The organism is Aeribacillus sp. FSL K6-8210 (assembly GCF_037963925.1).
Taxonomy (GTDB): Bacteria; Bacillota; Bacilli; order Bacillales; family Aeribacillaceae; genus Aeribacillus; species Aeribacillus composti.
Genome location: NZ_CP150172.1, coordinates 1,777,939 through 1,801,246, shown reverse-complemented (window position 1 = coordinate 1,801,246; position 23,308 = coordinate 1,777,939). Strand labels below are relative to the sequence as shown.

The following is a 23,308-nucleotide window of genomic DNA, read 5'->3' as shown; positions in this document are numbered from 1 at the left end:
GAGCAAAAACAATCCTTTCTCCCCTTTTTTATTGAAACGTCTGTTCTTCAATCAAAATGAACAAGTCTGCATTCTGCCTTAAGGAAAACTACGACAGGATTTGCTCAATTTCCTCGAGCACATCTTCCGTTAATTCCACATCAATTGCTTTGACGTTTTCTTCGACTTGCTCCGGCTTGGTGGATCCGATCAGAGCGCTGGCAACATTCGGCTGCCGCAATACCCAAGCAATCGCCAATTGGGAAAGTTTAATTCCTAATTTATCCGCCACTTTTCCTAATTTTTCTACCTTCAATAAATTTTCATCTGTCAGCAAATCATTGATATATTTATTTGCTTTTGGATCACTCGCACGGCTTCCTTCCGGGATGTCTCCATTGCGCTTATATTTCCCCGTCAGAACACCTTGTGCAAGCGGCGAAAAAACAATTTGGCTAATACCGTTATGTTCGCAGACTGGAATAATCTCCTTCTCAATATAACGGTTCAGCATATTATATTGCGGCTGGTTGACCACGATGCGGTCCAGCAAATATCGATCTGCTGTGCCAAGAGCTTCTTGTATTTGCTGAGCAGTCCATTCACTGACGCCGACATATAACACTTTTCCTTGCCGGACAAGATCATCAATTGTGCGCAGCGTTTCATCGATCGGTGTTTCCGGATCATAGCGGTGGCAGTAATAAATGTCAACGTAATCTAATTGAAGGCGTTTTAAACTGGCATGGAGCTGTTCAAACACATGCTTCCGCGATAAGCCTTTGTCATTGGGGCCATCTCCCATCGGCCAAAATACTTTCGTTGCCAAAACATATGATTCACGCGGATATTTCCGCAATGCTTCACCGACAACCTTTTCCGCTTCCCCAGTTGCATAAACGTTCGCTGTATCAAATGAATTGATGCCTAGCTCATACGCTTTGTCAATCGTCCGAATGGCCGTTTCTTTTTCGATGGAGTTTCCGTATGTAAGCCAGCTTCCCAAGCTGATTTCGCTAACCTTTAGCCCCGTTCTTCCCAATTTGCGATATTTCATTTATTCATCCCCTTTTTTCAAAAAATAGCAAAAAATTCATTCAAGACTCATTATAATACTAAACATTTCGAATCTGAAAGCAATTTGTTTGAAGGGAACAAAAATCTATCATTTTAATCGGATATGATCATTTCCGCATCGGAAGAAATTCTCTAGTTTTCATAAAACTTGCGCTGCCGATCAGTCAGCGTCATGGTAGCGAACCACTTCTTCATAAAAAATTTTTTGCGAGTTAATGACTGGTTCGTTTTCCGGCCGTTCAACATAATGATAATCGCCGTTTGCATCCTGAAAACGCGCTTTGACGTTGTCCTTTAGTTGTATGTCCAAGATGTTTTTCAAACGCTCTTTTAAACGGACATCATAAATCGGAAAAAGAATTTCAACACGTTTAATCATGTTTCTTGTCATCCAGTCAGCAGAGGATAAGAAAATTTTCTCCTCCCCAAAATGGTGAAAGTAAAAAATACGGCTATGCTCCAAAAAGCGGCCGACGATGCTTCGCACTTGAATGTTTTCACTCACGCCTTTTATTTGCGGTCGCAAACAGCAGATTCCCCTTACGATCAAGTCAATTTTGACTCCAGCCTGCGAAGCTTCATAAAGCTTCATGATGATCGTTTTATCTGTTAAAGAATTCATTTTGGCAATAATCCGGCCTTTGCCGCTTTTCTGGTGCCATTCGATTTCTTGATTGATGAGTTTGATAAAGGTCTCCCGCATATCATATGGCGATACAGAAAAATGATTCCAATCTGGTTTTTCCGCATAACCGCTTAAATAATTAAAAAAGTTGGTTGCATCGATCCCGAATGTTTCTTCGCTTGTAAAAAAGCCAATATCCGTATACAGTTTCGCCGTGACGTCATTGTAATTTCCCGTGCTCAAATGAACGAAGCGTTGAATTTTACCCGTTCCTTCTTCCTGCCGGACGACAAGGGTAATTTTGCTGTGCGTTTTTAAATGGTGAAAGCCGTAAATAACGTGAACTCCGTGCTGTTCAAGCATTTTTGCCCAATGGATGTTGTTCTCTTCATCAAATCTTGCCTTTAATTCGACTAAAACCGTCACCTGCTTCCCGTTTTCCGCAGCTTTTGCCAATGCTTGAACGATCGGCGAATTTCCGCTTACACGATACAACGTCTGCTTGATTGCCAACACTTGAGGGTCATCCGCTGCACTTTCAATAAATTCAACAACAGGCTGAAAGGATTCGTACGGATGGTGTAATAATAAGTCCCGTTTTAATATAGCTTCGAACAAATTTCCGTTCGGCAAGTCGAGCGGAGGTGGTGGAATGAACGAATCATGAACAAGGTGCTCAAAATCGGTCAGCAAATGAGTATAAAATGGAAATAAAAACGTTAAATCGATCGGGCCGTCCACTTCATAAACATCCATTTTTTGAATTTCCAGCACATCCATTAAATAATTTAAAACACGTTCATCTATCGTTCCTTTTTGAATTTCAAGCCTGACCGCCGCACCCCACTTCCGCTTTTTCAGCTCCTTCTCAATCACTTCCAGCAAATCCCGCGCCCCTTCTTCATCAATGGTCAGATCTGCATTTCTCGTAATGCGAAACGGTGAGACCGAAATGATGTTGTAACCGAGAAACAGTTTGTAAATAAAACTGCTGATCAAATCCTCAAGAAATACAAACTGCCTCTTTCCATCTTGATTCGGCACTTCAATGAAGCGAGGCAAAACAGCAGGAACTTGAACGATCGCAAAAAAAGGGTTTTTCCGCTCTTTTTTCTTATATTGAAGCAATACGGCCAAGTTCAACGATTTATTTAAAAGCATTGGAAACGGTCTGTACGCATCAATCGCAAGAGGCGTCAAAACCGGGAAAATTTGCTCATCAAACTTTTGTTCCAAAAAGCGGAATTGTTCGCCAGTTAATTCATTAAGCTTGAGAAATTCAATCCCTTCCTCTTTTAATTCCCCCTGTACATATTCATTAAATATTGCATATTGGCGTTTGACCAATGTGTGGCATTTCGCCGAAATGGCGTTAAGCTGCTGCTTTGGCGTCATGCCGGCTTTATTTTCCGGTAAATTAAAACCAGCTTTTTCTTGATCTTTTAAACCAGCAACCCTCACCATGAAGAACTCATCTAAGTTCGAGCTGAATATAGCTAAAAACTTCATCCGCTCAAGCAAAGGATTTTCAAAGTCAACGGCCTCTTGCATGACACGCTCATTAAATGCAAGCCAGCTTAATTCCCGGTTATTATAAAATTCTGGACGGCTTATATCTGGAATCAATTGTTCTTTCTTATCTTGCATAATTTCGCCCACCTTTTACCTTTCGTATGTCCATTAGACGAGTGTAAATGATAATTCGACTTGGCAGTTAAAAGCGCGTTCCATATGCTTTTTTTGCTTATTTGCTTCCTGCTCTTCAAAAGTATAATCACTGTTGCAGGCTAAAGATATTTCCATCTTTTCCCCCTCCTTTTTGTTCACCTCCAGTTCGGAAATGATTGAACGGTGTGTCGTGTTGAGGGAATAAAGGAATTTCAAAATCGCGCCTAATCGCTCCAGCGATAAAATTTCTTCTTCCGTTAATAATGATTTGTAAGGAGAGATATATTTCATCAAAGTTTTTTTGGACTTAAAGGAAGCGACGCATGCGAGTTTCAACCGCATTTTATGACTGATTCCGTCAAGCGATCGATTTGTCAAAATATAAAACGTATGCTGACTGCTTGAATGATGATCGATAAATTCCCCGAATTGAACCAGCTTTGTGCTTTTAAACAAAATTTCTTTTTCCTCTTGAGTAAAAGATATAATTTTCTTTGCCTCACATTCACTGACAAATACGTAAGCAAGACGAAGGAGAAATGACGTATTCTTCAAGTTGATTTTATAATCACTTGCCAGCTTGGAAAATGTTTCGTCCGCTACTTGAGAAAAAGACCGGACGTTTAAGTTGGAAAACACCTCCTCAAAAAAGACCCCTTCCCTTAAGCCTTTGCTGCTCATTGTAAAAAATGGAGCTGATACGATTTCCGTCAGCGTATAAATTGCTTCAATTGCAGGAATGATGATATCCGCGCGTTCCTTCGACAGTCCATCTAATTTTTGACGCTCCGAGACAGCCATTCCGATCAGCCATTGATTTATTTTTTTAATTTCATTCGGTTCCATTTCATATTGATGAATACCAAATAACGGGTAATTGGTTTTATTTTGATGAAGCCGTATTAGATTTCTGGCGCTGCCGCCTATCCCGATTACCGGAACATTTTTGTTTTTAAGCCATTTTTGCGAAGAAAATTCATTTCGCAAAAACGCTGTCAGCTCTTTCATTTCCGATTCTTTCGGTTCGCTGTTGGCAATAAACCTTTTCTTTAATGTGAGGGCCCCAAACGGAAAACTGTATGAATGGACGAGCTCCCGATTTTTAAAATACGCAACTTCCGTGCTTGCTCCGCCTATATCAATGGTTATGCCTTCAGTTAAATATACGGAATGTATAACAGCTAAGTAGCCGTAATAGGCTTCTTCTTGGCCGGAAAGGACGCGAAAATCGAAATTCGTCTCTCTTTTTATAGCCTCTAAGACCATTTTCCGGTTTTTGGCAGATCTAATAGCTGCCGTTGCAACCCCTTTCGTTTCTGCCACTTGATGAAATTGAACGATTGGAACAAATTTTTTTAAAGAATCGATGACAACCTCGATCCCCTCGTTGGACAAATTTCCTTTGGCGTCAATATACGTAGCTAAACGGGCATTGATCTTAAAATTGTAAAGCTCTTTATATTGTCCATTTTGATCAATATGAAAAATAACGAGGCGAATGGAGTTCGATCCTAAATCTATTATGCCGATTTTTTTCTCTGTCATTTTTCCCATCCTTTTATGAAATCCAATGAAGAAAGTATGTTATTTTTTACTTATATCGTACTATTTTTCCAGTCTATTTAAAAGATTTGAATAGAATATAAATAAGCAGTCAACATCCAAAAGACATTAAAACCGCAAAGCCGCCGATTGCTGGAAGCTGGCTTCCATTTTTAAAGTCAGTTCTTCAAATGAATTTTGTGAAAGCTGTCGTTTTACAAAAACGAAAATTCCGAAGATTCATTTTCTTTTTTTTTAAAATGTGCTATATTTGTTCCAGAAGTAAAAAAATGGTTTCCTATCCATTTAAGCTTCGACAAGGAGAGGCGGTCAATTATAGCAAGATCGCTTTGAGATTTGGGAGAAATGAATAGGCTTTAAGAAATGAACAATGTTATTGTCTCAGCAATTGCCCAATAACAAAATTTGTGAAAGCGATCGATCATCCCGATATTCATTTTTCCCTGTTTGCATCAATAGTAAAGCGTTTTCAAAAACTTTTGAAGGAGGTATATTTGATGGAGTTTAGACCAGGATTAGAAAACGTAGTGGCAGCTGAGACAACGATTTCGTTTCTCGATGTAGAAAATGAAGAAATTGTCATTCGAGGATACGATTTAATTGAACTTGCCGAAACAAAATCATATGTCGAGGTTGCGTTTTTGCTGCTTGAAGGCAAGCTTCAGTCTGAACAAGAAAGAGCTAGATTTGAAAACGAGCTTCTAGCGAAAAGAGAGCTTCCAGACGTGCTTTACGACGTATTTTCCAAACTGCCGAAGACAACTCATCCAATGGACGCCCTGAGAACAGGCATTTCCATTTTAGCAGGATTTGACCCGCTCATTGATGACAGATCTGAACAGGCCAATAAAACGAAATCTATCAATCTTCTAGGACAGATGCCATCCATTCTTGCCAGCAGTTATCATCTACTCAATCAACAAGAAGTCATTCCACCAGATGAAAATCTCTCCTACAGTGCAAATTTTTTATATATGATTACAGGAAAAAAACCAACTGAACTTGAAACGAAAATATTCGACCGCTCGCTCATCGCTTATATCGAACATGAAATGCCAAACTCTACATTTGCCGCTCGCGTCATATCGTCTACACATGCAGATTTGTATGGTGCTCTCGCCGGTGCGGTTTCCTCTTTGAAAGGACACCTGCATGGCGGAGCCAATGAAGCGGTGATGTATTTAATTGAAGAAGCAGGTACAAAGGAAAATTTTGAACGATTGATTAAACAAAAATTAGCAAATAAAGAGCGGATCATGGGATTTGGCCATCGCGTCTATATGAAAAAAATGGATCCAAGAGCATTGCTTATGAAAAAAGCATTGCAGCAGCTGTCCGAACAACGGGGCGATTTTCGATTGCTTGAAATATGCGAAGCCGGGGAAACCATTATGAGAGAGGAAAAAGGATTGTATCCGAACCTCGATTATTATGCGGCTCCTGTCTATTACATGCTTGGCATTCCGATTGATTTATATACTCCTATTTTCTTCAGCGCTCGAACAGCAGGCCTGTGCGCCCATGTGATCGAACAGCATAATAACAACCGTTTGTTCCGTCCTCGCGTGAAATATACAGGAAAACGCTCTTTGAAAGTACAACAGTAATGGATAGCTTAGGAGGTTGTAAAAATGGCAGAAGTACTAGTAAAAAATAATGAAAATCGACAAACAGACAAACTGCTTGAAGAAATTGCCGATTATGTTCTAAATAAAGAAATTCAAAGTAAAGAAGCGTTTGAAACCGCCCGCTATGTGTTGTTAGACACGCTGGGCTGCGGCATACTTGCTCTTCGCTACCCTGAATGCACAAAGCTTTTAGGTCCGATCGTTCCGGGGACGGTTGTTCCAAACGGGTGCCGCGTCCCTGGCACTTCATATGTATTAGACCCCGTGCACGGTGCATTTAACATCGGCTGCATGATTCGCTGGCTCGATTATAATGACACTTGGCTTGCAGCGGAATGGGGTCACCCTTCTGATAACTTGGGGGGAATTTTAGCTGCGGCCGACTACATAAGCCGAACGAATGTGGCAGAAGGGAAAAAGCCGCTCAATATGAGGACAGTTCTTGAAGCGATCATAAAAGCCCACGAAATTCAAGGGGTGCTGGCACTTGAAAACAGCCTGAACAGAGTCGGGCTTGACCACGTGCTGTTCGTAAAGGTTGCTTCAACTGCTGTCGTTACGAAGCTTCTTGGCGGCGGAAAAGATGAAATCATCAACGCCCTTTCCAATGCCTGGATTGACAATTCAAGTCTTCGGACATATCGACATGCTCCAAATACTGGTTCTCGCAAGTCGTGGGCGGCTGGCGATGCAACAAGCCGCGCTGTACGTCTTGCATTTATGGCCATAAAAGGTGAAATGGGATATCCTTCTGCCCTATCGGCTCCGAACTGGGGATTTGAAGACGTGCTGTTCCGAGGACAGAAACTGAAGCTCGCCCGTCCTTTGGAATCATATGTAATCGAGAATATTTTATTTAAAATATCATATCCAGCAGAGTTTCATGGGCAAACAGCTGCTGAATGCGCCATTGAGCTTCATCCTGAAGTAAAAGATCGCCTTGATGAGATCGAAGAAATCACGATCACGACGCATGAATCAGCCATTCGCATCATCGACAAAACGGGACCTCTTCTCAACCCGGCTGATCGTGATCATTGCCTTCAATATATTACTGCCATCGGTCTTATTTATGGCGATTTAACAGCGGATCATTACGAAGATGAAATCGCACAAGACCCGAGAATCGATGCGCTTCGTGAAAAAATGACAGTTGTGGAAAATAAACAGTTCAGCAAAGATTATCTCGATCCGGACAAACGGTCAATTGCCAACGCAGTTCAAATACGGTTTAAAGACGGAACGGAAACGCGCCAAGTTGTGCGGGAATATCCAATCGGCCACAGATTCCGCCGTCAAGAAGGTCTGCCTAAGCTGATCCAAAAATATGAAAACAATTTGGCAACACGGTTCCCAAACAAGCAGCTCAAGCAAATCTTAGACGTTTCGCTTGACCAGAACGTGCTGGAAGAGACGTTTGTACATGAGTTTGTAAACTTATTTGTTATATAAATCCGGGGCAGATCACACGTTGTTTTGCATCAGATGCATGTTACTTTGGCGCAATTTCATTGTTTGGCAAGAAAAAACATGTTATAAACCTTGTAAGAACATTTGAGATAACTATATCGAGCTGGTGTGGCAATCGGCCACACCGAAAAATGTTCTGTAAAGCGAAAATTTTTTGGGCAGTCAAAAAGAACGAAAGAATCGATTTTGTACCAAATGACGGAAGTTAACAGACAAAAGATCAGGGTACAAAACAGACCGTAAGCGAAGCGTGGATACAGGGCGGCACCCTCGAGTAGACTTGACGAGGGCAGCGCTCGTTTAATGAAAAACGCGGCTTGCCTCTAGAAACGTAATTAATGGTTCTGTAAAGCTAAGATGAAATGACAGAAAAGAAGGTGATTCCATGGTTTGGATCGTTGAAAAAGAATCGACACAAGAGGAGTTGGCCGATCGGTTTCGAACGTTAATGAACGCACCGGAAATCCTTCAAATTCCTGGAGCCCATGATGGAATGGCTGCACTTATAGCGAGAAAAGCAGGATTTCAAGCGCTTTATTTGTCAGGCGCCGCCTATACCGCGAGCCAAGGGCTTCCTGACTTGGGCATCGTCTCGTCAGAAGAGGTTGCCCGCCGGGCGCGGGAAATCGTGCGGGCGGCTGATCTGCCGCTTCTCGTTGACATTGATACCGGTTTCGGCGGTGTTTTGAATGCCGCCCGAACAGCTAAAGAAATGGCAGAAGCACGAGTAGCTGCTGTCCAAATCGAAGATCAAGATCTTCCGAAAAAATGCGGACATTTAAACGGCAAAAAGCTTGTGTCTGTAGAGGAGATGATGCAAAAAATTAAAGCTATTAAACAGGCAGCGCCGACTCTTGTCGTTGTTGCCAGAACGGATGCCTATGCAGTTGAAGGAATTGAAAGCGCCATTGAACGCGCCAAAAGATATGTTGAAGCGGGAGCAGACGCTATTTTTCCTGAGGCTCTTTCAACAAAAGAAGACTTTTTAAAGGTGAGCCGGGCAATTTCAGCTCCTCTTCTCGCAAACATGACAGAGTTTGGAAAAACTCCTTACTATACAGCAGAAGAATTTTCGGAACTCGGCTATTCAATGGTGATTTATCCTGTTTCATCTCTTCGCGCCGCCGCTAAAGCGTATGAACGCCTATTCCAAACCATTAAATCGTCTGGAACTCAAAAAAGCGAGCTCGAGAATATGCAAACTCGCAAGGAACTTTATGAAGTGATTCATTACGATGATTTCGAAGCGCTCGACCAAACGATTGCAAAAACAATATTGCCTGAAGATTAACCATCCACGGGGTTTGCCCCGTGGATGAAAAAGTATTTACCGGAAAAAATAGTAGCTGCTCACATTTCTGATTCATAAAACTTTTTAATCCCACAATCCTTTTTTCGTGTCCTTCCATTCCCATTGCTCCAAAATCGTTGTTGTTCTTGAACCCCATCCTTCCAATGCTTCATTAGCAAACTCTCTCTGTATATAAAAGTACTGTCTGTTATGCTCGCTTAAATAAATCTCGCCCGTTCTCGTCTGCTCTACATTTTCATAATGAAAGGAACGGAGAGACCAATCAGGTATATTTCTTTTCTCTTCTTCTTCCGCTGATAAAACTTTATAAGAAACATTTCCCAGCAATTCATCTGTAATGTAATTTTCCGCCTCTCCTAAAGATGTCCCTTTTGGAAAAAACATGACATCAACTTCCCCATATTTTTCATTTACCGCTATCAGCTTTGCTCCGATCAAATTTTTTTCTTCAATATATTCTGCCTGCCAACGATCCGGAATATATGTGGTAAAAGGTAGTTGCTTTATGTTTACGAGGTGATACAGCTCCTTTTCTTCCATTCCTTCCAATGAAATTGTCATTTCGATCGATTCAGGTCGGTTGATATCTCCTTTTTCTTCTTCCTTTTCTGCATTTTGAGATTGTTGGGGAGACATTAGTATGCTTTGTTGATCTGAATGCTGGCCGTCTTCTTTCGTCTCATTTGTTTGAAAAGGAGGAAAAATCATTAGAAGGATGCATACAGCTGCTGCGGCCGCAAATGAGAATACAAGCTGAAGCTTGCTAGCGGCTTTTTTCCTTCTTTCTTTATTTCTAGCTAATTCAATTCCGGCTAAAGCTTTTTGAAAACTTTTTTCTTTAAATTCATCTGTCGGTTCTATATAAAAGTGATGAAAAAGCTGTTTTATTGACTCTTCACGCTTTTCGCTATTCGGCGGTACGAGTTGTTTTTTCATGATCATTCACCTCGCTTTTTAAATGGGCTGACAATTTCTTTTTAGCCCTTGTTTGCAGCGATTTAACCGCCATAACCGTTTTCGACATTACCTTGGCTGTTTCTTTTATAGACATTCCTTCAAAAAATCTTAAATAAAGGACCGTCTTTTCATCCGGGGACAATTTTTCCATACTGGCCATGATCTGTTCTCTGAGCGAATATTCCAGAATATTTTGTTCTACTAAATGTTTATCCTGTTTATGCCCTAAGTCCTCGGGGCTTAAATAGACTGTGTTATTTTCTTTTTTATACTTCCGATGGTAATCGATAACAACCCGCCTTCCAATTGTAAACAGCCAAGTTTTAAAGCTTGATCTTCCTTGAAAGTTCGCTAAATGAACCGCCATTTTATACATGACATCTTGAGCAATTTCTTCTGACCGATGATAATCCCCCGTCTGCATATATGCATAGCGGAGCACTTGGCCAATGTAGCGGTCATGAAGCTCACGGAAGGCTGAATCGTCCCCCTCTAAAGCCTTTTGAACCAAATCTTCATCTCGCATGCCGAGGTGCACCTCTCTTTCTCGTACAATCAATTAGACGAAATGCTGGAGAAAAAGTATCGAATCATCAGATTCTAGTTGCAGAAATAGATTGGAGGAATTCCCATTTTCTCACAAAAAGCAAGAACTCAAATTTTGGAGCTTTTTAGATGGAAAAGTTTTGTAAAATAAGCCAACGATCTGCCCTGCATCAGTGGATCGTTGGCTTATTATATGGGAAGTAGCTGAAATGTAAGACGCTTTCTCCACAGAAGCTCAACCTTTGAAAATAGTAATCTAAAAACAACGATCATTGAAATTTTAATGATCTCTCTTGCATTTCTAATTTATATACAAGCCGATTTTCCAACCCCTTCTTTTGGTAGATGTTCCTAAATGGATTGTAAGCGTTTCATCAATGAATCCCGAAAGCTTTCCGATAGTTCGTCCACACGAAGAATTTGTTCAATTCCTTCTTTATTTGTTTTATCATGAAACATGATTTGATTCGCAAAAGAAACCGTTATGTTTAGCGGATGTTTTTCAATGAGCTGCAAGCGTGATGGTGTCTCCACCCAGCCTTCTTTCAGCACCCGAAAATAAAAACCGGTATAACCAGTATGTTGAACACGAAGCGGCAAGTCATTCACCCTGTGCTTTTTGGCAATCTTATGGCATGGCTGCCGAGGCTGGCTAACTTGCACAACCGCTTCCCCTAATTGGAACGTATCCCCGATGCAAACTTCTGTTTCCAACAAGCCTTTTACTGTCAAATTTTCACCAAATTCCGCCACATTCAGCTTTCTTTCAAGCTCATGCTCCCAATAGGCATAATGATCATACGGATAAACGCATACCGCTTTATCTCTACCGCCATGATGAACAAGATCTGCCTGACCATCGCCTGAAAAATTAAGAAATGACAAAAAAACCGGTCCATCAACAGGCTGCTTTTGAATTCCAGTGACGAATTCTTTGCCGTTATATATGAAATTTTTCGGTTTTCCTACATTTATAGAAATAATTTCATAAGTTTTTGCTTCCATTTTGATCAACTCCATTAATTCTTTAAGATCTTCCAACTTCGTTTGGGAGCAGCAATAGATTATCGTTAAGCGGCAAGTCTGCAGTTTGTATGATTTTCAAAAAATCATACAGGATAAAAAAATCTATTCCAGTGCTGTAACCTCCTAAAATGGTTAAAAAGCTGAATTGGGAACAACAAAACAAAAACTAGCATAGTTTATAGTGAGCTTTTTTATTGTCTACTAGATAGATGCGCTCTTTTTGAAGAAACTTCCATTTTGTCTATTTTTTATTCATAATAAACTCGTTAATGAGACGCTTCACTTTTTCAGCAGATTGTTGAAATAACTCTTTTTCCTTTTGTTCGATTTCCCATTCAAGGATGCTTTGGATGCCTGTATGATTCACTGTTAGAGGTACACCTAAACTAATGCCAGAAACGTCATATTCTCCGTTTAATACCGCAGAACCGATTGCTGTCGACGTTTTTGGTTGAAGCAGCTGATCAATCAGCCTTTCCATACCGACGGCAGACGTCCACCCGGTTGTTCGGTTTATGCCTAGGTCATTGAAGTTTCGAAACCAATTTGTCAGCTTTTCTTTAACTTGAATTTTCTGATCTTCTGATAAAAGCAGCGGCTTATAGTTTACTTTGACTTGGCTGAAAAGCGGAACTTGTGTTTCTCCGTGCTCACCTATAACAGGGCTTGATACTTTATCATTCTCGTGTAGCTTTAGAACTCGGCGAAGCGCCCATTCAAACCTGTAGGAGTCATTCATGGTGTATCCGATTAATTTTTTCTTATCAAATTGAAACGTATGAACTAAATAGTAATTCAGAACATCGACTGGATTGGAAGCGGTGATAATCAAAGCGTTTGGGGCATGTTTTGCGACGGCTTCTCCGATTTGACGAAACAATTGCAAGTTTCCTTCTAAAAACTCATCTCTAGAAGAAATATCGGTTCGGTTTGGGATGCCTGCCGTAATGATGACGATATTAGAGTGCTTTAAATCGTGAAAAGTCCCTTTATAAATCGTTTTGGACGGATAAGCATTTTCCATATCCATTAAATGATTGAGCAGCAGCTTTTCATTTTGATCGATGAGACAAATTTCATCGATCGCTTTTTTCCCTGCTAATTTGAAAGCGATGGCGGCTCCAAGAGTTCCTGCTCCGCCAATGATCGTAATTTTGCACATTTTCTTTTCCCCCTTTGCAGCCGTTAAGATTCTACTCCACGTCAAACAGGCAGCATGACCCGTTTTGACATTGAATACACAAATTTCCCCGTCTTGTCAATGGATCATCTCTGAAAAAGTGCACCGTTTTAAAACAAGCTCGTCTCTTTTTGACTAAAATCACAAAGTCAGGCACTACTGATTTTGAAGACCACGGACGATATTATGGTATTTTCCGCAAAAGTCGAATTAAATCTTGAATTTCTTCTTCTGTAAATGCGTTGAATTTGGAACGCATATATTGAATCAAGTCCTGTTGAACCGCTATGATGGTTTCTTCTCCTTTTTTTGTTAAAGAGATTTGGACAATTCGGCGGTCCTTCTTTGATCTATTCCGTTCGATGTAGCCTTTTTCGATTAGCTGATCAGTAATACCTGTGAGGAAACTGGGAGATATATCAGATTCTTGGGAAATGGTAGATAGTTTTTGAGGGCCGTTTTTCAGCAAAAACTTCATAATAAAAAATTCATTTCTTGACAAGCCATATTTTTTCCCCATTGTATAAAAATTTCGCAAATCACGAAAAATCCTTATAAATTCGTTCTCTAATTCCGTCATGGAGGAGGATGTCGGATTCATAATATTACTTTCCCTTCCTTTCACATATATAAAGGGTGTCCTCTGCCGGACATCCCCGTTTCATTCATTATATCTTTGTTTATAACTCTTGGGAAGATGCTTCGGTTTTAACTTTTGCTGCTTCGAACGAGCTTTCCTGGAGCGTTTTCTTTGGTGTTTTTAAGAAAAAGGAAAGAACTAGCGCGATGAATGCCAAAACGGTCGCAATGTAAAATGCATCGTTGATCCCTTCGATGGTTGATTGCTGCAATGCCTGCCCTAAAAGTGCCTGAGCACCAATAGTTTGACCAGCATGTGCAGAAAGTCCGGCTGATTGAGCCATACTGCTGCCAAGTGCTTGCAGCTGATTCATCAACATTGGATCAGTTTTTGACACAAGATTCGTATAATCTGATAAATGATTTGTTGATTGCTGTGTCATAACCGTTACTAATAATGCGGTTCCAATAGATCCAGCCACTTGGCGTATCGTATTCGACATGGCTGTACCGTGGGAAATCATCTTTAATGGCAGCTGATTCATACCGGCAGTCATGATCGGCATCATGATCAATGACATTCCGAAAGACCGCAGCATATATATTCCTAATAAGGTTGTGTAGGGCGTATCGGCCGTCAGCTGCGTGAATTCATATGTTCCATATGTTGTAATGGCCAAACCGACAATTGCTAATCCTCTTACACCATATCGATCGAAAATTTTTCCTGCTATCGGCCCCATTAATCCCATGATCATTGCTCCTGGAAGCAATAATAAACCCGATTCAATCGGTGTAAAACCGCGAATATTTTGTAAATAAATCGGGAGAAGCAGCATTCCTCCAAATAATGCCATAGTAACAATCGAGTTGATAATTAATGTGAACGTAAAGAGGTTGTACTTAAATACTCTTAGTTCAAGCAGAGGTTTTTCCACATTCAATTGTCTTACGGCAAAGAAAATTAAAAAAACAACTCCGACCATTAAGCTGATGATAACTTCCGCGCTTGACCATCCTTTGCTTCCAGCCTCGCTAAACCCGTATAAAATGCCGCCGAATCCAATACTTGAATAAACAATCCCTTGGATATCAAACGTCGGGCGAGTTAATTCTTTTTCTAAACGGAACCAAATAAAGGCGAAAAAGATATCAATTAAACCGATCAAAGCCATCGCGTAGAACAAAAAATGCCAATCATAATTTTGCACAACCCATCCTGAGAGTGTCGGACCAATTGCAGGAGCCAGAATCATGGCAATCCCCATCGTCCCCATGGCTGTTCCTCTTTTTTCAGGAGGAAAAACAGTCAAAAAAATGTTCATGCCAAGCGGCATTAAAATTCCTGCACCAATCGCCTGAATAATTCTGCCAATCATCACCAATGGAAATGTTGCTGATACGGCACAAACGAGCGATCCAATTGTAAACGAGATCATCGCTGTAATAAACAGCTTGCGAAAACCGAAATTTTCAACTAAAAATGCGCTGATCGGTATTAAAATTCCGTTTGCAAGCATAAAGCCTGTCATCAGCCATTGTGCTGTTGTCGCATTGACATTTAAATCCGTCATCATGACCGGAAGCGCTACATTTAAAATTGTTTGGTTCAAAATCGCAATGAACATTCCAAACATTAAAACGAACAGCACTTTTCCAACCGGCACTTCCTTATCAAGTGCTTCCTCTTTTTTTGTATGCCAGTTTTTCTTTCTGACAAGGAAAACATTCATGACGATCAGCACAATCAGAGTGAAAAACGTATAACTGATGATAAACGGCATGCTTCCACCTCCTTCAGTTTATATGGTTAAATCATTTATTTATGGATGCGTACTTTTGCATTCATTCCCGGCATAATTCCTAGCCCTTTTGCATCCGCAATAGATATTTTCACAGGAATCACCTGTGTTACTTTCGTATAGTTTGCGTCCGCATTTTCACTTGGAAGCAATGAGAAGACGCTAGCTGTTGCTTTTCCGATTTGCTCTACTTTTCCCGAAAGTTTAGACTCGCTGTACCCGTCGATGTAAATATCAACATCTTGACCAACTTTTACATCCCCAATAATGGTTTCTTTAATATTGGCAGTGATCCATAAATGATCGAAATCATATGCATATGCCAAAGGGGTACCAGCTGCCACAAATGAATTTTCTACCGCATTTGTTTGGACAATCGTTCCGGACTGGGGCATTTGAATGCTGACAGGTTCATCCTCCCCAGGTACGGCTAATTTTCCAATGACTTTATCTTTCTGAAATTGTGCTCCAACCTTTCCATCAAATTTTGTCAAGACGCCGGAAGCAGGGGCGGCGATCACTAATTGCTGTCCGTCCACTTTTGCGTAATCTGTTTTAATATAGTTGACCGACTCATTGTAATAATAGAATCCGGCAAAACCTCCTAAAACCAAAACAACGAGAACAACAATATTTAATATGACCAACTTTTTCACATTCATTTTTTATCCCCCTTACAAAAAAAATATTCATTAAATAAATATTTCATTTTGTGAAATATTTATAAACTGCATTATTTATCATATGACAATCGTTTATCCGAGTCAATGTTTTTCGTGTACCGAAATATATATATATAAAAATGACCCAGACAGTACAATGGACTGTTTGGGTCATTTTGTCCAAAAAGCATAATCATGCTCCATTCGATTTTTGATAAAAAGCTGCTGAAAACATTCATGAAAGTCCAAGACAAACGAACGAAATCTCAAAAAGAAAACGGTTTAAATAAATCACATTGTAAAATGCTGCATGAAAAGGAAAAGAGCAGCTATGATAAAAGCGATTCCCAGCCCAAGATTTATTTTTCCAACTAGTGTAAAATTTTTTATTTCAACTCCTCCAAACAATCACGTTTTCAAATAAACGTTACATGACAGGCGAATTTAAACTTGAAATATCGACTTTTTGTTTCCCTACTTTTAAGAATACCATAGTCATATCATCTTTTTGCGGAACGCCTTCTGTAAATTTATGAATCGATTCCAGCACTTTTTTTTCAATCTCCCCAGCATTTTTATCCTGATTTTGTTTTAACGTTTCGATCAGCCGTGCCAATGTAAATTGCTCGCCGCGTTGATTCTGCGCCTCAATGATTCCGTCTGTATAAAAGAAAATTGAATCATGTTCAAATAATTGGATCGATTCTTCATGGTAAATTTGATTAGGAAGACCGCCAATCATAATCCCTTTCACTTTTGGAAGCTCCTGTACCGCATCGCCTCTTATAAACAGCGGAAGATGATGGCCGGCATTTGCATATGTAAACGTTCCCGACAGCGGATCCCAATCGGCACAGAAAACGGTAACAAAAGATTTTAACTTTCTCAAATCATTGTATAACGCTTTGTTCATTGCAGTCAGCGTCTTTCCGGGGCTTTGCGTGCTTTCAGCGGCTGTCCGAAAGGCGCCGCGCGTTAAGATCATGAGCATCGCAGCAGGAATCCCTTTTCCCATCACATCCCCAATAACGATGCGCACTTTTCCGTTGACAAGCGGATAAAAGTCGTAATAATCCCCGCCAATTAATCGGGCAGGTATAGAATAGCCAAATACCTCTCCCCCTTCGATCGATGGAGCATGCCCGTTCAACAACGTTGTTTGTATCGTCCGTGCCAAGTTTATTTCCCTTTGCAGCATTTGTTCCTTTCTCTTAACATCTTCTATCGTATAGGAAGATTGCTGATACGTTAAAAAGTCTCTTTGCATCAAACAACCTCCCCTTGAATCGATTTTAAAATTTCGTATAATCCAACTGTTTCAAATAAATGGTTTGTGAAATCATTCATACCTTTAAAAACTAATTTTATGTTTTTTTCTTGAGATAAATAAATTAAATCGATGATTTCACCAATTCCGGATGAATCAATGAATTCCAAATAGCTAAAATCAATCGTCAATACTTGAAAATTGCCGATTTCATTAAAATGAGCATGAAACACATGAGCCGTTGAAATATCTAAAACTCCTTTAATGTATAATGTGAGGCTTTGATCTTGAATTTCCTTTTGAACCGTAAGACCCATACATACCCTCCTTAGCAGAAAAACTGAGCAATCATTTTCACCTTTATGTGTTTCATGATTCTTGAACTTTAAATTTATTTATTTTATTTTCTAAATCCTTTGAAAGGTTGTCTAATTGAATAATAATTTCATTCAATTGCTGTATCGCATCAAAAGAAGATAAATTCATTTCCGTAACTTTTTTGACATTTTGTTTCATCAAATCATTCAGTCTTATGAGTTGATGACTTGATTGAATAATAAAATTAGAGACATGATGGAATTCAAAATGATTCGCTTCTTTTAGTTTTTCCAGTTGTTGATTGATATTTTCATAGTTTTGTCGTATTTCTTTCACTTCTAATTCTATTTCGTGAAAAATTTCCCGCGATTCCTTCGTCATGGTTGTTGAAACTTCGTCCATGACATGAAAGTAAGAGTGCACTGTCTCTGATAAAACGTTTGAAACGAGCCTTAATGTTTCAATATCGTTTTTAATATCGACAATTAATTGGCTGATGCGGTCAGTCATTTCATTTAAATGGGCAGCAATATCACCGAATTCATTTTTCTGATCGACATGAATTTCTTCGGTCAAATCGCCTGCTGCAATTTTATTAATATAACGGTGAATAGTAGGGATCGGTGTTAAATACTTTTTCGTAATGACCTGCAAAACGAAAAATATAATGACAAAGGCAGCAACAAATGACAGGACAAACAAAAAAATGATATTATGAAAAAACTTTGTGCCAGCGCTTAAGTCGGTGACAATCGTAATAACCCTGTCATTTGGAATTGGCAGATAATATTTCCGATAGTTTTCCCCCAGTTTCACCGACTCCATTTGATTCTCTTTCAGAACTTTTTGAATATAAAAATGATCTTTTTCATGCTTATATGAATTTTTTCCATATAATATCGGCGCATCTCTTTCCGGTTCAATAATATCTCGATTTTCGCTCCGAAGCAGTACATTGGCATTTATAACCGCAATTTCTTCGATTTCACTTTCTTTAAATTTTAAAATGGAATGAATAAGCGCTTCAGGATCCGAATGCTTCGTTGCATGATAAATTTCAGAATCAAGAATATACGGATTAATCATAAATTCAGTTGTTCCGTCATAATAATAGGCATATTTAAAATATTTGTTTTCCCAGTCTGATTTGGAGATCGGACCAACCCAATAATGTTCTTGATAATAACCTTTCCCTACTGTTACAGGCTTACCTGACATCAGTTGTTGAAAAGCATCATACCAATACCCCCACTCTTTTGTGCTTAAACCAATTTCATTTGGGTCTGAAGATTGGGCAATGATTATATCATCATTTCTTCTTACCAATAAAGAAATATTGTACACATCATATTTATTGCGCAATGCAATTAAATCTTGCTGAGTCACTTCCTCGATCGTTTTCCCGCGCAATTCTTTTGCAATCTCTTTTGAAATTAAATGCAGCTTTTCGTCAATTAAACGTTCAACCGTTTTTTTGGAATTTTCGCTGATTTCAATCGCGCTTTTTAAAATGTTTGCTGTTCGTAACACATCATTTCTATGAAAATGATCAAATTCTTTCTCCATCTGCCTGACAAAAATAAAGATGAAAATAGAACAAATAATAATCGGAATAAGCGCAATCATTGTAATAATTTGACCAATGATCGTTTTATTCTTTAAGAAATTCATCCGCATTCACTCCGAACGAAAGGATCAAGTACTTGATTGCAAAATGATCTTTATCATAATGGAATGTTTTTTCTTCTCTCTATGAGTCGATCCTTTAAATCTACTTCTAAAATAATCGTCGTTCCTTCTGTACTTGTATATATTGAAATTTTATCCATCATTTTTAACATAATGCTGAAACCGTGCCCAAATGACCGTTTGCTGGAATAACCTTCTAACAAAATTGATTTTGGCAGTTCGCTTAATTTGATGCCATTTCCTTTATCTTCTACAATCACTTTTAACCAATCATGGTTCAAATAAACTTTCATTTTTCCTTCAACCGCATGCTTTAATACATTTGTTACAGCTTCAGAAATAGATAAGAGCACATTATATCTTTTCTTTTCTGAAATATGCCGATCTTTTAACAACTGGTCAATAAATGTTCTACATGCCGCAACATCATTTTTTTCAGAAACAGGAAATTCTGCAATTTTCTCACCTTGATTAAAGCTTTTTAATTCTTCCCGTTCAATCAGAGTCAATTTTCCTTGTGTGACGGCGTATAAACAATCACGGTAAATTGTACGTATCCTCAATTCTTGTTTTCTCTCATATTCTCGTAAATGACTTACATCAAACAATAGACATAATATTTTCTTTTCCAAACAGATCCAATGAACGTTATACATTTTCCGACTTGGAACATCTTCAATAAATTCATGTGCATATCCATTTTGAATAGGATGATTCGTAATCAGGCTTTTGATTTGTTGTTCACAAGGAATCTGAACTTTTTCACCATTTATATGATAGAAGCTGCCATTTTGATAAAATACAGCTTGTACAACAGCAAAATCTTTCAGAAGCTTCGAGCCTTTATATTTTATATCGTGAAAGTGCTGCTGATTTTGAGCCTGAATCAATCCCGGATGATGATCTTTGCCTGCCTTTTTGAAATCAGCTATTTTTAAAACAATTTCTACTAATTTTGGATCAAGTTTTGTATTCTTTAAATTTAGAAAAGCTTTCTTTTGATTGATAATTCCAGAAGAATGCATCAATTTGTCATACTCATTTGCCGCAGCAATAATGCGGGCTCCCAATGGAATTTCTTCTCCTTTTTTTCCATCCGGATAGCCTTTTCCATCCCATTGTTCGTGATGAAAACGGACATACTGGGCAGCTTTTTCGATTCCCGATATTGCTGAAACCATCTTTGCCCCTAACTCGGAATGTTGTTTATAAAGCTTTTCTTCTTCAAGCGTCAGAGCCCCTCGCTTCTGAAAAATTTCATGCTCCATTTGTATTTTTCCAATATCATGCAACAAGGCAGCGTAATGAACAGCATCAACATGTTTGGGGCTTAACTTTAACTCTTCTGCGATGCGGCGTGCTAAATCTCCTACCCTTTTAGAATGCCCCTTCGGCAAATGAACTTTTTGTTCCATATACTGTGTAATATTTTCTAAGGTGGTCAAATGGTTTTTTCTATGACGAACTAGTACTTGAGCAATGGATCGAGCGAATAGAAAAACAGCGACGGCAAAGATCGTTTCAAACCAAAATGGAAAAGGCTGTTGATCGTAATCAATAGCAGCAAGCCGAAATCCTAAAATAAATGTCACAGCAAATGCTAGCAATGTATCATTCATCTCTGTTTTCAAAACATCCGAAAAATTTTGAGAGAAAACGAGACTCTTATAGATCACTGTAATGGCAAAAAAGATGAAAAAATATATAAACGTTGTGCATGCAAATGCGAAAACGGAGGTTATATATGTAAAAACGCCGAGTTTGCCAAAAAAATACTCAAATACAAATCCTGATAAAAAAACAGCAACCGCACATTGACTAACCTGAAATAACCAAGAAATAAAGCTTAATTTGCTATTGTAAAATAAGAATAAAGAAGCGATGAGAACAACAATCACAGCTTCCGGAATTCCCATTTGAACAAGAACCACAATGTTAAAAATGCTTGAACAAGAAAGCTTCTTACCATTGCGGAGTTCGATAGGAAATATTTCTAATATCCCTGCAAGAATCGCTATTAAAATGGCAAATGGTATATGAGTTTTCTCTAAACTCCATAATTGTATTAGAATAATGGGCAGGCCAAAGCCGATGACAATAAGCATGAACCCTTTTTCTTTCAACAAGATCGGCATGTATGATACACCTTTCTTTTAAAAACTCGGGTCAGACATATTTTACGAATTGAATGAAAAATCCCCGAATAATTTTTAAAGCTTTTTCAATATAAAAAAGAAAAAATCCATTTTAGAACTTCTCCCTCGCAAATATCATGCCCTTAACAATCCGTGCACCTCTTGTATTTTCAATTTCGAAATGTAGGCAACTTTATCGCTTCCAGAAAAATGGGCGGCATACGTTTCGCCTTGTGGTTCAATTTTTATGATCTTTTTCAAATTAACAATATAGGAACGATGAGTTTTATAGAAATTACAAGGCAATTTCCCTTCTATTTCTTGCAGGGATTCGTTTGTTTCGTGTTGATGTTCTGCAGTATGAAACACCGTTTTTCTTCCGTTCTTCTCAATAAAAAGGATGTCGTCCGATGAGATGTAATGAAAGGTTTGATTCGATTTAATCGAAAGCTTTTTAATCTCTTTAAATGGATGCTTGTTTAATAATTTTTTCTCTATTTCAATCGCTTTTTTCGCCTTTTCAAGCGCCGTAAATAATCGAGTCCGTTCAATTGGCTTTACGATATAATCTGTAGCAGACAGATTAAATGCCTCAACAGCAAATTCATCATACCCAGTTGTAAAGATGACTTGCAAGGACGGATGGATTTCTTTACATATTTTCATAGCTTCCATTCCGTTAATTTTCGGCATATCGACATCAACTAAAACAATATCAGGAATTTTCTTCATAAATCGTTGAATTAATTCTTCTCCGTCAGCTGCCTCACAGACGATTTCATATTGGGGGAACAATTGAATAAAATGGGATAAAATCAGTCTTGAAGGGTGATCATCATCTGCAATAATCAGTTTGTATTTCTCCATAAATCTCCACCTCGTTGCTCTAGTTTGCGTGCCGTCTTTTTGAGTTTATTGTGTATTCTGCATGGATGATGATGTTCCTTTTCAAAAGGAAAGCATGAATTACGGATGAAACCGGCATCTTTCCTTGTTGGATGTCTCCATGATGCAGACAGCGTCTTCGATGTTTATCCAAGTACTTAAAATGCTGAAAAACCGTTTTGCTTTATGAATTTCACATAAATATTTTCATAAAATAAGTTTTTCATTATAATCAAATTTTGTCGCCGAAAAGATGCTTGCAAGCTGCGAAAAAGTTGAAATGCGTCGATTTCTGCAAGGATCGTTCTGCAATTCAAATCTTTTCCCGATATAAAACCACCGGGATGCCAATTTGAAATAAAAATTATTTTAACAAAAACATTATAGAAAAAATTTGATTTTTCCCCGGGCTCCCAACTCAGTCTCAACAATCTGTAAAATACACAAAATGCTAATATTAGTATTTTTTTACATATCAAAAGGTAGAAATCGGCTGTTTTGCTGATTTCTACCAATACTGCATCGTCTACATGATGTTTTCTGCTTCTAAAATAGCGCTCATCCCACTTCATTATCGTAATACCTATACAAATACATTTTCTCCTAAAATTTTATCTAATTGGAGCATATCAAATACATCTTTCACTAAAGGTTGAACGTTTTTTATTTTCACTTGAACATCCAACCCATTCTTTTTGACTGTCTCGATTAAATTTAATAACAGTCCAATCCCGGTGGAATCAACGAAAGGAACTTCTTGAAAATCAAACTCAATATTTGTATAGGTTTGCAGAGCCGGAATAATTTCTGTTTCCATTAATTCCGCGACTTCAATATCTAAATCTCCGACAAACCGGACGTATGCTTTTTCGTTCAATTGATCGAGGCTATAAGAAAACATACAAAAATTCTTCCTTTCTAAACATGCCTGTTCGTTTTG

General features: G+C 38.8%; 19 protein-coding genes. 3 read left to right on the top strand and 16 right to left on the bottom strand.

Going from position 1 to position 23,308, the window contains the following annotated elements:
- Positions 1-88: 88 nt before the first annotated feature.
- The 3 genes from NSQ41_RS08680 to ppx form a co-directional block, all read right to left on the bottom strand.
- Complete coding sequence (locus NSQ41_RS08680; protein ID WP_063389554.1) at positions 89-1,036, bottom strand: aldo/keto reductase family protein; 948 nt, start codon at positions 1,034-1,036, stop codon at positions 89-91.
- Between the two features lie 180 nt (positions 1,037-1,216).
- Complete coding sequence (locus NSQ41_RS08675; protein WP_339211455.1) at positions 1,217-3,328, bottom strand: RNA degradosome polyphosphate kinase; 2,112 nt, start codon at positions 3,326-3,328, stop codon at positions 1,217-1,219.
- Positions 3,329-3,361: 33 nt separating this feature from the next.
- Positions 3,362-4,894, bottom strand: coding sequence for an exopolyphosphatase (gene ppx, locus NSQ41_RS08670; protein WP_339211454.1), 1,533 nt, complete (start codon positions 4,892-4,894; stop codon positions 3,362-3,364).
- A 515-nt stretch (positions 4,895-5,409) separates the two neighbouring features.
- Here ppx and mmgD point away from each other — a divergent pair.
- The 3 genes from mmgD to prpB all read left to right on the top strand — a co-directional run bounded on the left by mmgD (position 5,410) and on the right by prpB (position 9,301).
- Complete coding sequence (gene mmgD / locus NSQ41_RS08665; RefSeq protein WP_339211453.1) at positions 5,410-6,519, top strand: citrate synthase; 1,110 nt, start codon at positions 5,410-5,412, stop codon at positions 6,517-6,519.
- Positions 6,520-6,543: 24 nt separating this feature from the next.
- Entirely contained in the window at positions 6,544-7,992 is a 1,449-nt protein-coding gene (locus NSQ41_RS08660; protein ID WP_066246660.1) for a bifunctional 2-methylcitrate dehydratase/aconitate hydratase, read from the top strand.
- Between the two features lie 403 nt (positions 7,993-8,395).
- Entirely contained in the window at positions 8,396-9,301 is a 906-nt protein-coding gene (prpB, locus tag NSQ41_RS08655; RefSeq protein ID WP_339211451.1) for a methylisocitrate lyase, read from the top strand.
- Between the two features lie 84 nt (positions 9,302-9,385).
- Here the strand turns inward: prpB and NSQ41_RS08650 are convergent, their stop codons facing one another.
- The 13 genes from NSQ41_RS08650 to NSQ41_RS08590 all read right to left on the bottom strand — a co-directional run bounded on the left by NSQ41_RS08650 (position 9,386) and on the right by NSQ41_RS08590 (position 23,269).
- Positions 9,386-10,258: a hypothetical protein gene (locus NSQ41_RS08650; protein WP_130157266.1), complete on the bottom strand. Its 873-nt coding sequence runs from the start codon at positions 10,256-10,258 to the stop codon at positions 9,386-9,388.
- Positions 10,230-10,805 (bottom strand): RNA polymerase sigma factor, encoded by a 576-nt coding sequence (locus NSQ41_RS08645; RefSeq protein WP_063389561.1) that lies wholly within the window; start codon positions 10,803-10,805, stop codon positions 10,230-10,232. Before NSQ41_RS08645 ends, NSQ41_RS08650 begins: the two co-directional genes overlap by 29 nt.
- A 371-nt stretch (positions 10,806-11,176) precedes the next feature.
- Positions 11,177-11,830, bottom strand: coding sequence for an MOSC domain-containing protein (locus NSQ41_RS08640; RefSeq protein WP_339211448.1), 654 nt, complete (start codon positions 11,828-11,830; stop codon positions 11,177-11,179).
- Between the two features lie 262 nt (positions 11,831-12,092).
- Positions 12,093-13,013 (bottom strand): hypothetical protein, encoded by a 921-nt coding sequence (locus tag NSQ41_RS08635; protein ID WP_094245712.1) that lies wholly within the window; start codon positions 13,011-13,013, stop codon positions 12,093-12,095.
- Between the two features lie 202 nt (positions 13,014-13,215).
- Positions 13,216-13,632 carry a MarR family transcriptional regulator gene (locus tag NSQ41_RS08630; protein WP_082829330.1) on the bottom strand — a complete coding sequence of 139 codons (417 nt, stop codon included), beginning with the start codon at positions 13,630-13,632 and terminating at the stop codon, positions 13,216-13,218.
- Between the two features lie 79 nt (positions 13,633-13,711).
- Positions 13,712-15,394, bottom strand: a complete 1,683-nt coding sequence (locus NSQ41_RS08625) for a DHA2 family efflux MFS transporter permease subunit (protein ID WP_066246652.1) — start codon at positions 15,392-15,394, stop codon at positions 13,712-13,714.
- Between the two features lie 35 nt (positions 15,395-15,429).
- The gene (locus tag NSQ41_RS08620; protein WP_063389565.1) at positions 15,430-16,074 is read right to left on the bottom strand and encodes an HlyD family efflux transporter periplasmic adaptor subunit; all 645 of its coding nucleotides are present in this window, start codon (positions 16,072-16,074) and stop codon (positions 15,430-15,432) included.
- 427 nt (positions 16,075-16,501) lie between these two features.
- Entirely contained in the window at positions 16,502-17,272 is a 771-nt protein-coding gene (locus NSQ41_RS08615; RefSeq protein WP_327873842.1) for a PP2C family protein-serine/threonine phosphatase, read from the bottom strand.
- 68 nt (positions 17,273-17,340) lie between these two features.
- Positions 17,341-17,658: an STAS domain-containing protein gene (locus NSQ41_RS08610; protein ID WP_063389567.1), complete on the bottom strand. Its 318-nt coding sequence runs from the start codon at positions 17,656-17,658 to the stop codon at positions 17,341-17,343.
- A 52-nt stretch (positions 17,659-17,710) separates the two neighbouring features.
- Positions 17,711-19,330 carry a methyl-accepting chemotaxis protein gene (locus NSQ41_RS08605; protein WP_063389568.1) on the bottom strand — a complete coding sequence of 540 codons (1,620 nt, stop codon included), beginning with the start codon at positions 19,328-19,330 and terminating at the stop codon, positions 17,711-17,713.
- 53 nt (positions 19,331-19,383) lie between these two features.
- Positions 19,384-21,483 (bottom strand): HD domain-containing phosphohydrolase, encoded by a 2,100-nt coding sequence (locus NSQ41_RS08600; protein ID WP_130157258.1) that lies wholly within the window; start codon positions 21,481-21,483, stop codon positions 19,384-19,386.
- A 135-nt stretch (positions 21,484-21,618) separates the two neighbouring features.
- Positions 21,619-22,350, bottom strand: coding sequence for a LytTR family DNA-binding domain-containing protein (locus NSQ41_RS08595; RefSeq protein WP_063389570.1), 732 nt, complete (start codon positions 22,348-22,350; stop codon positions 21,619-21,621).
- 601 nt (positions 22,351-22,951) lie between these two features.
- Positions 22,952-23,269, bottom strand: coding sequence for an STAS domain-containing protein (locus NSQ41_RS08590; RefSeq protein WP_063389572.1), 318 nt, complete (start codon positions 23,267-23,269; stop codon positions 22,952-22,954).
- Positions 23,270-23,308 lie beyond the last annotated feature (39 nt).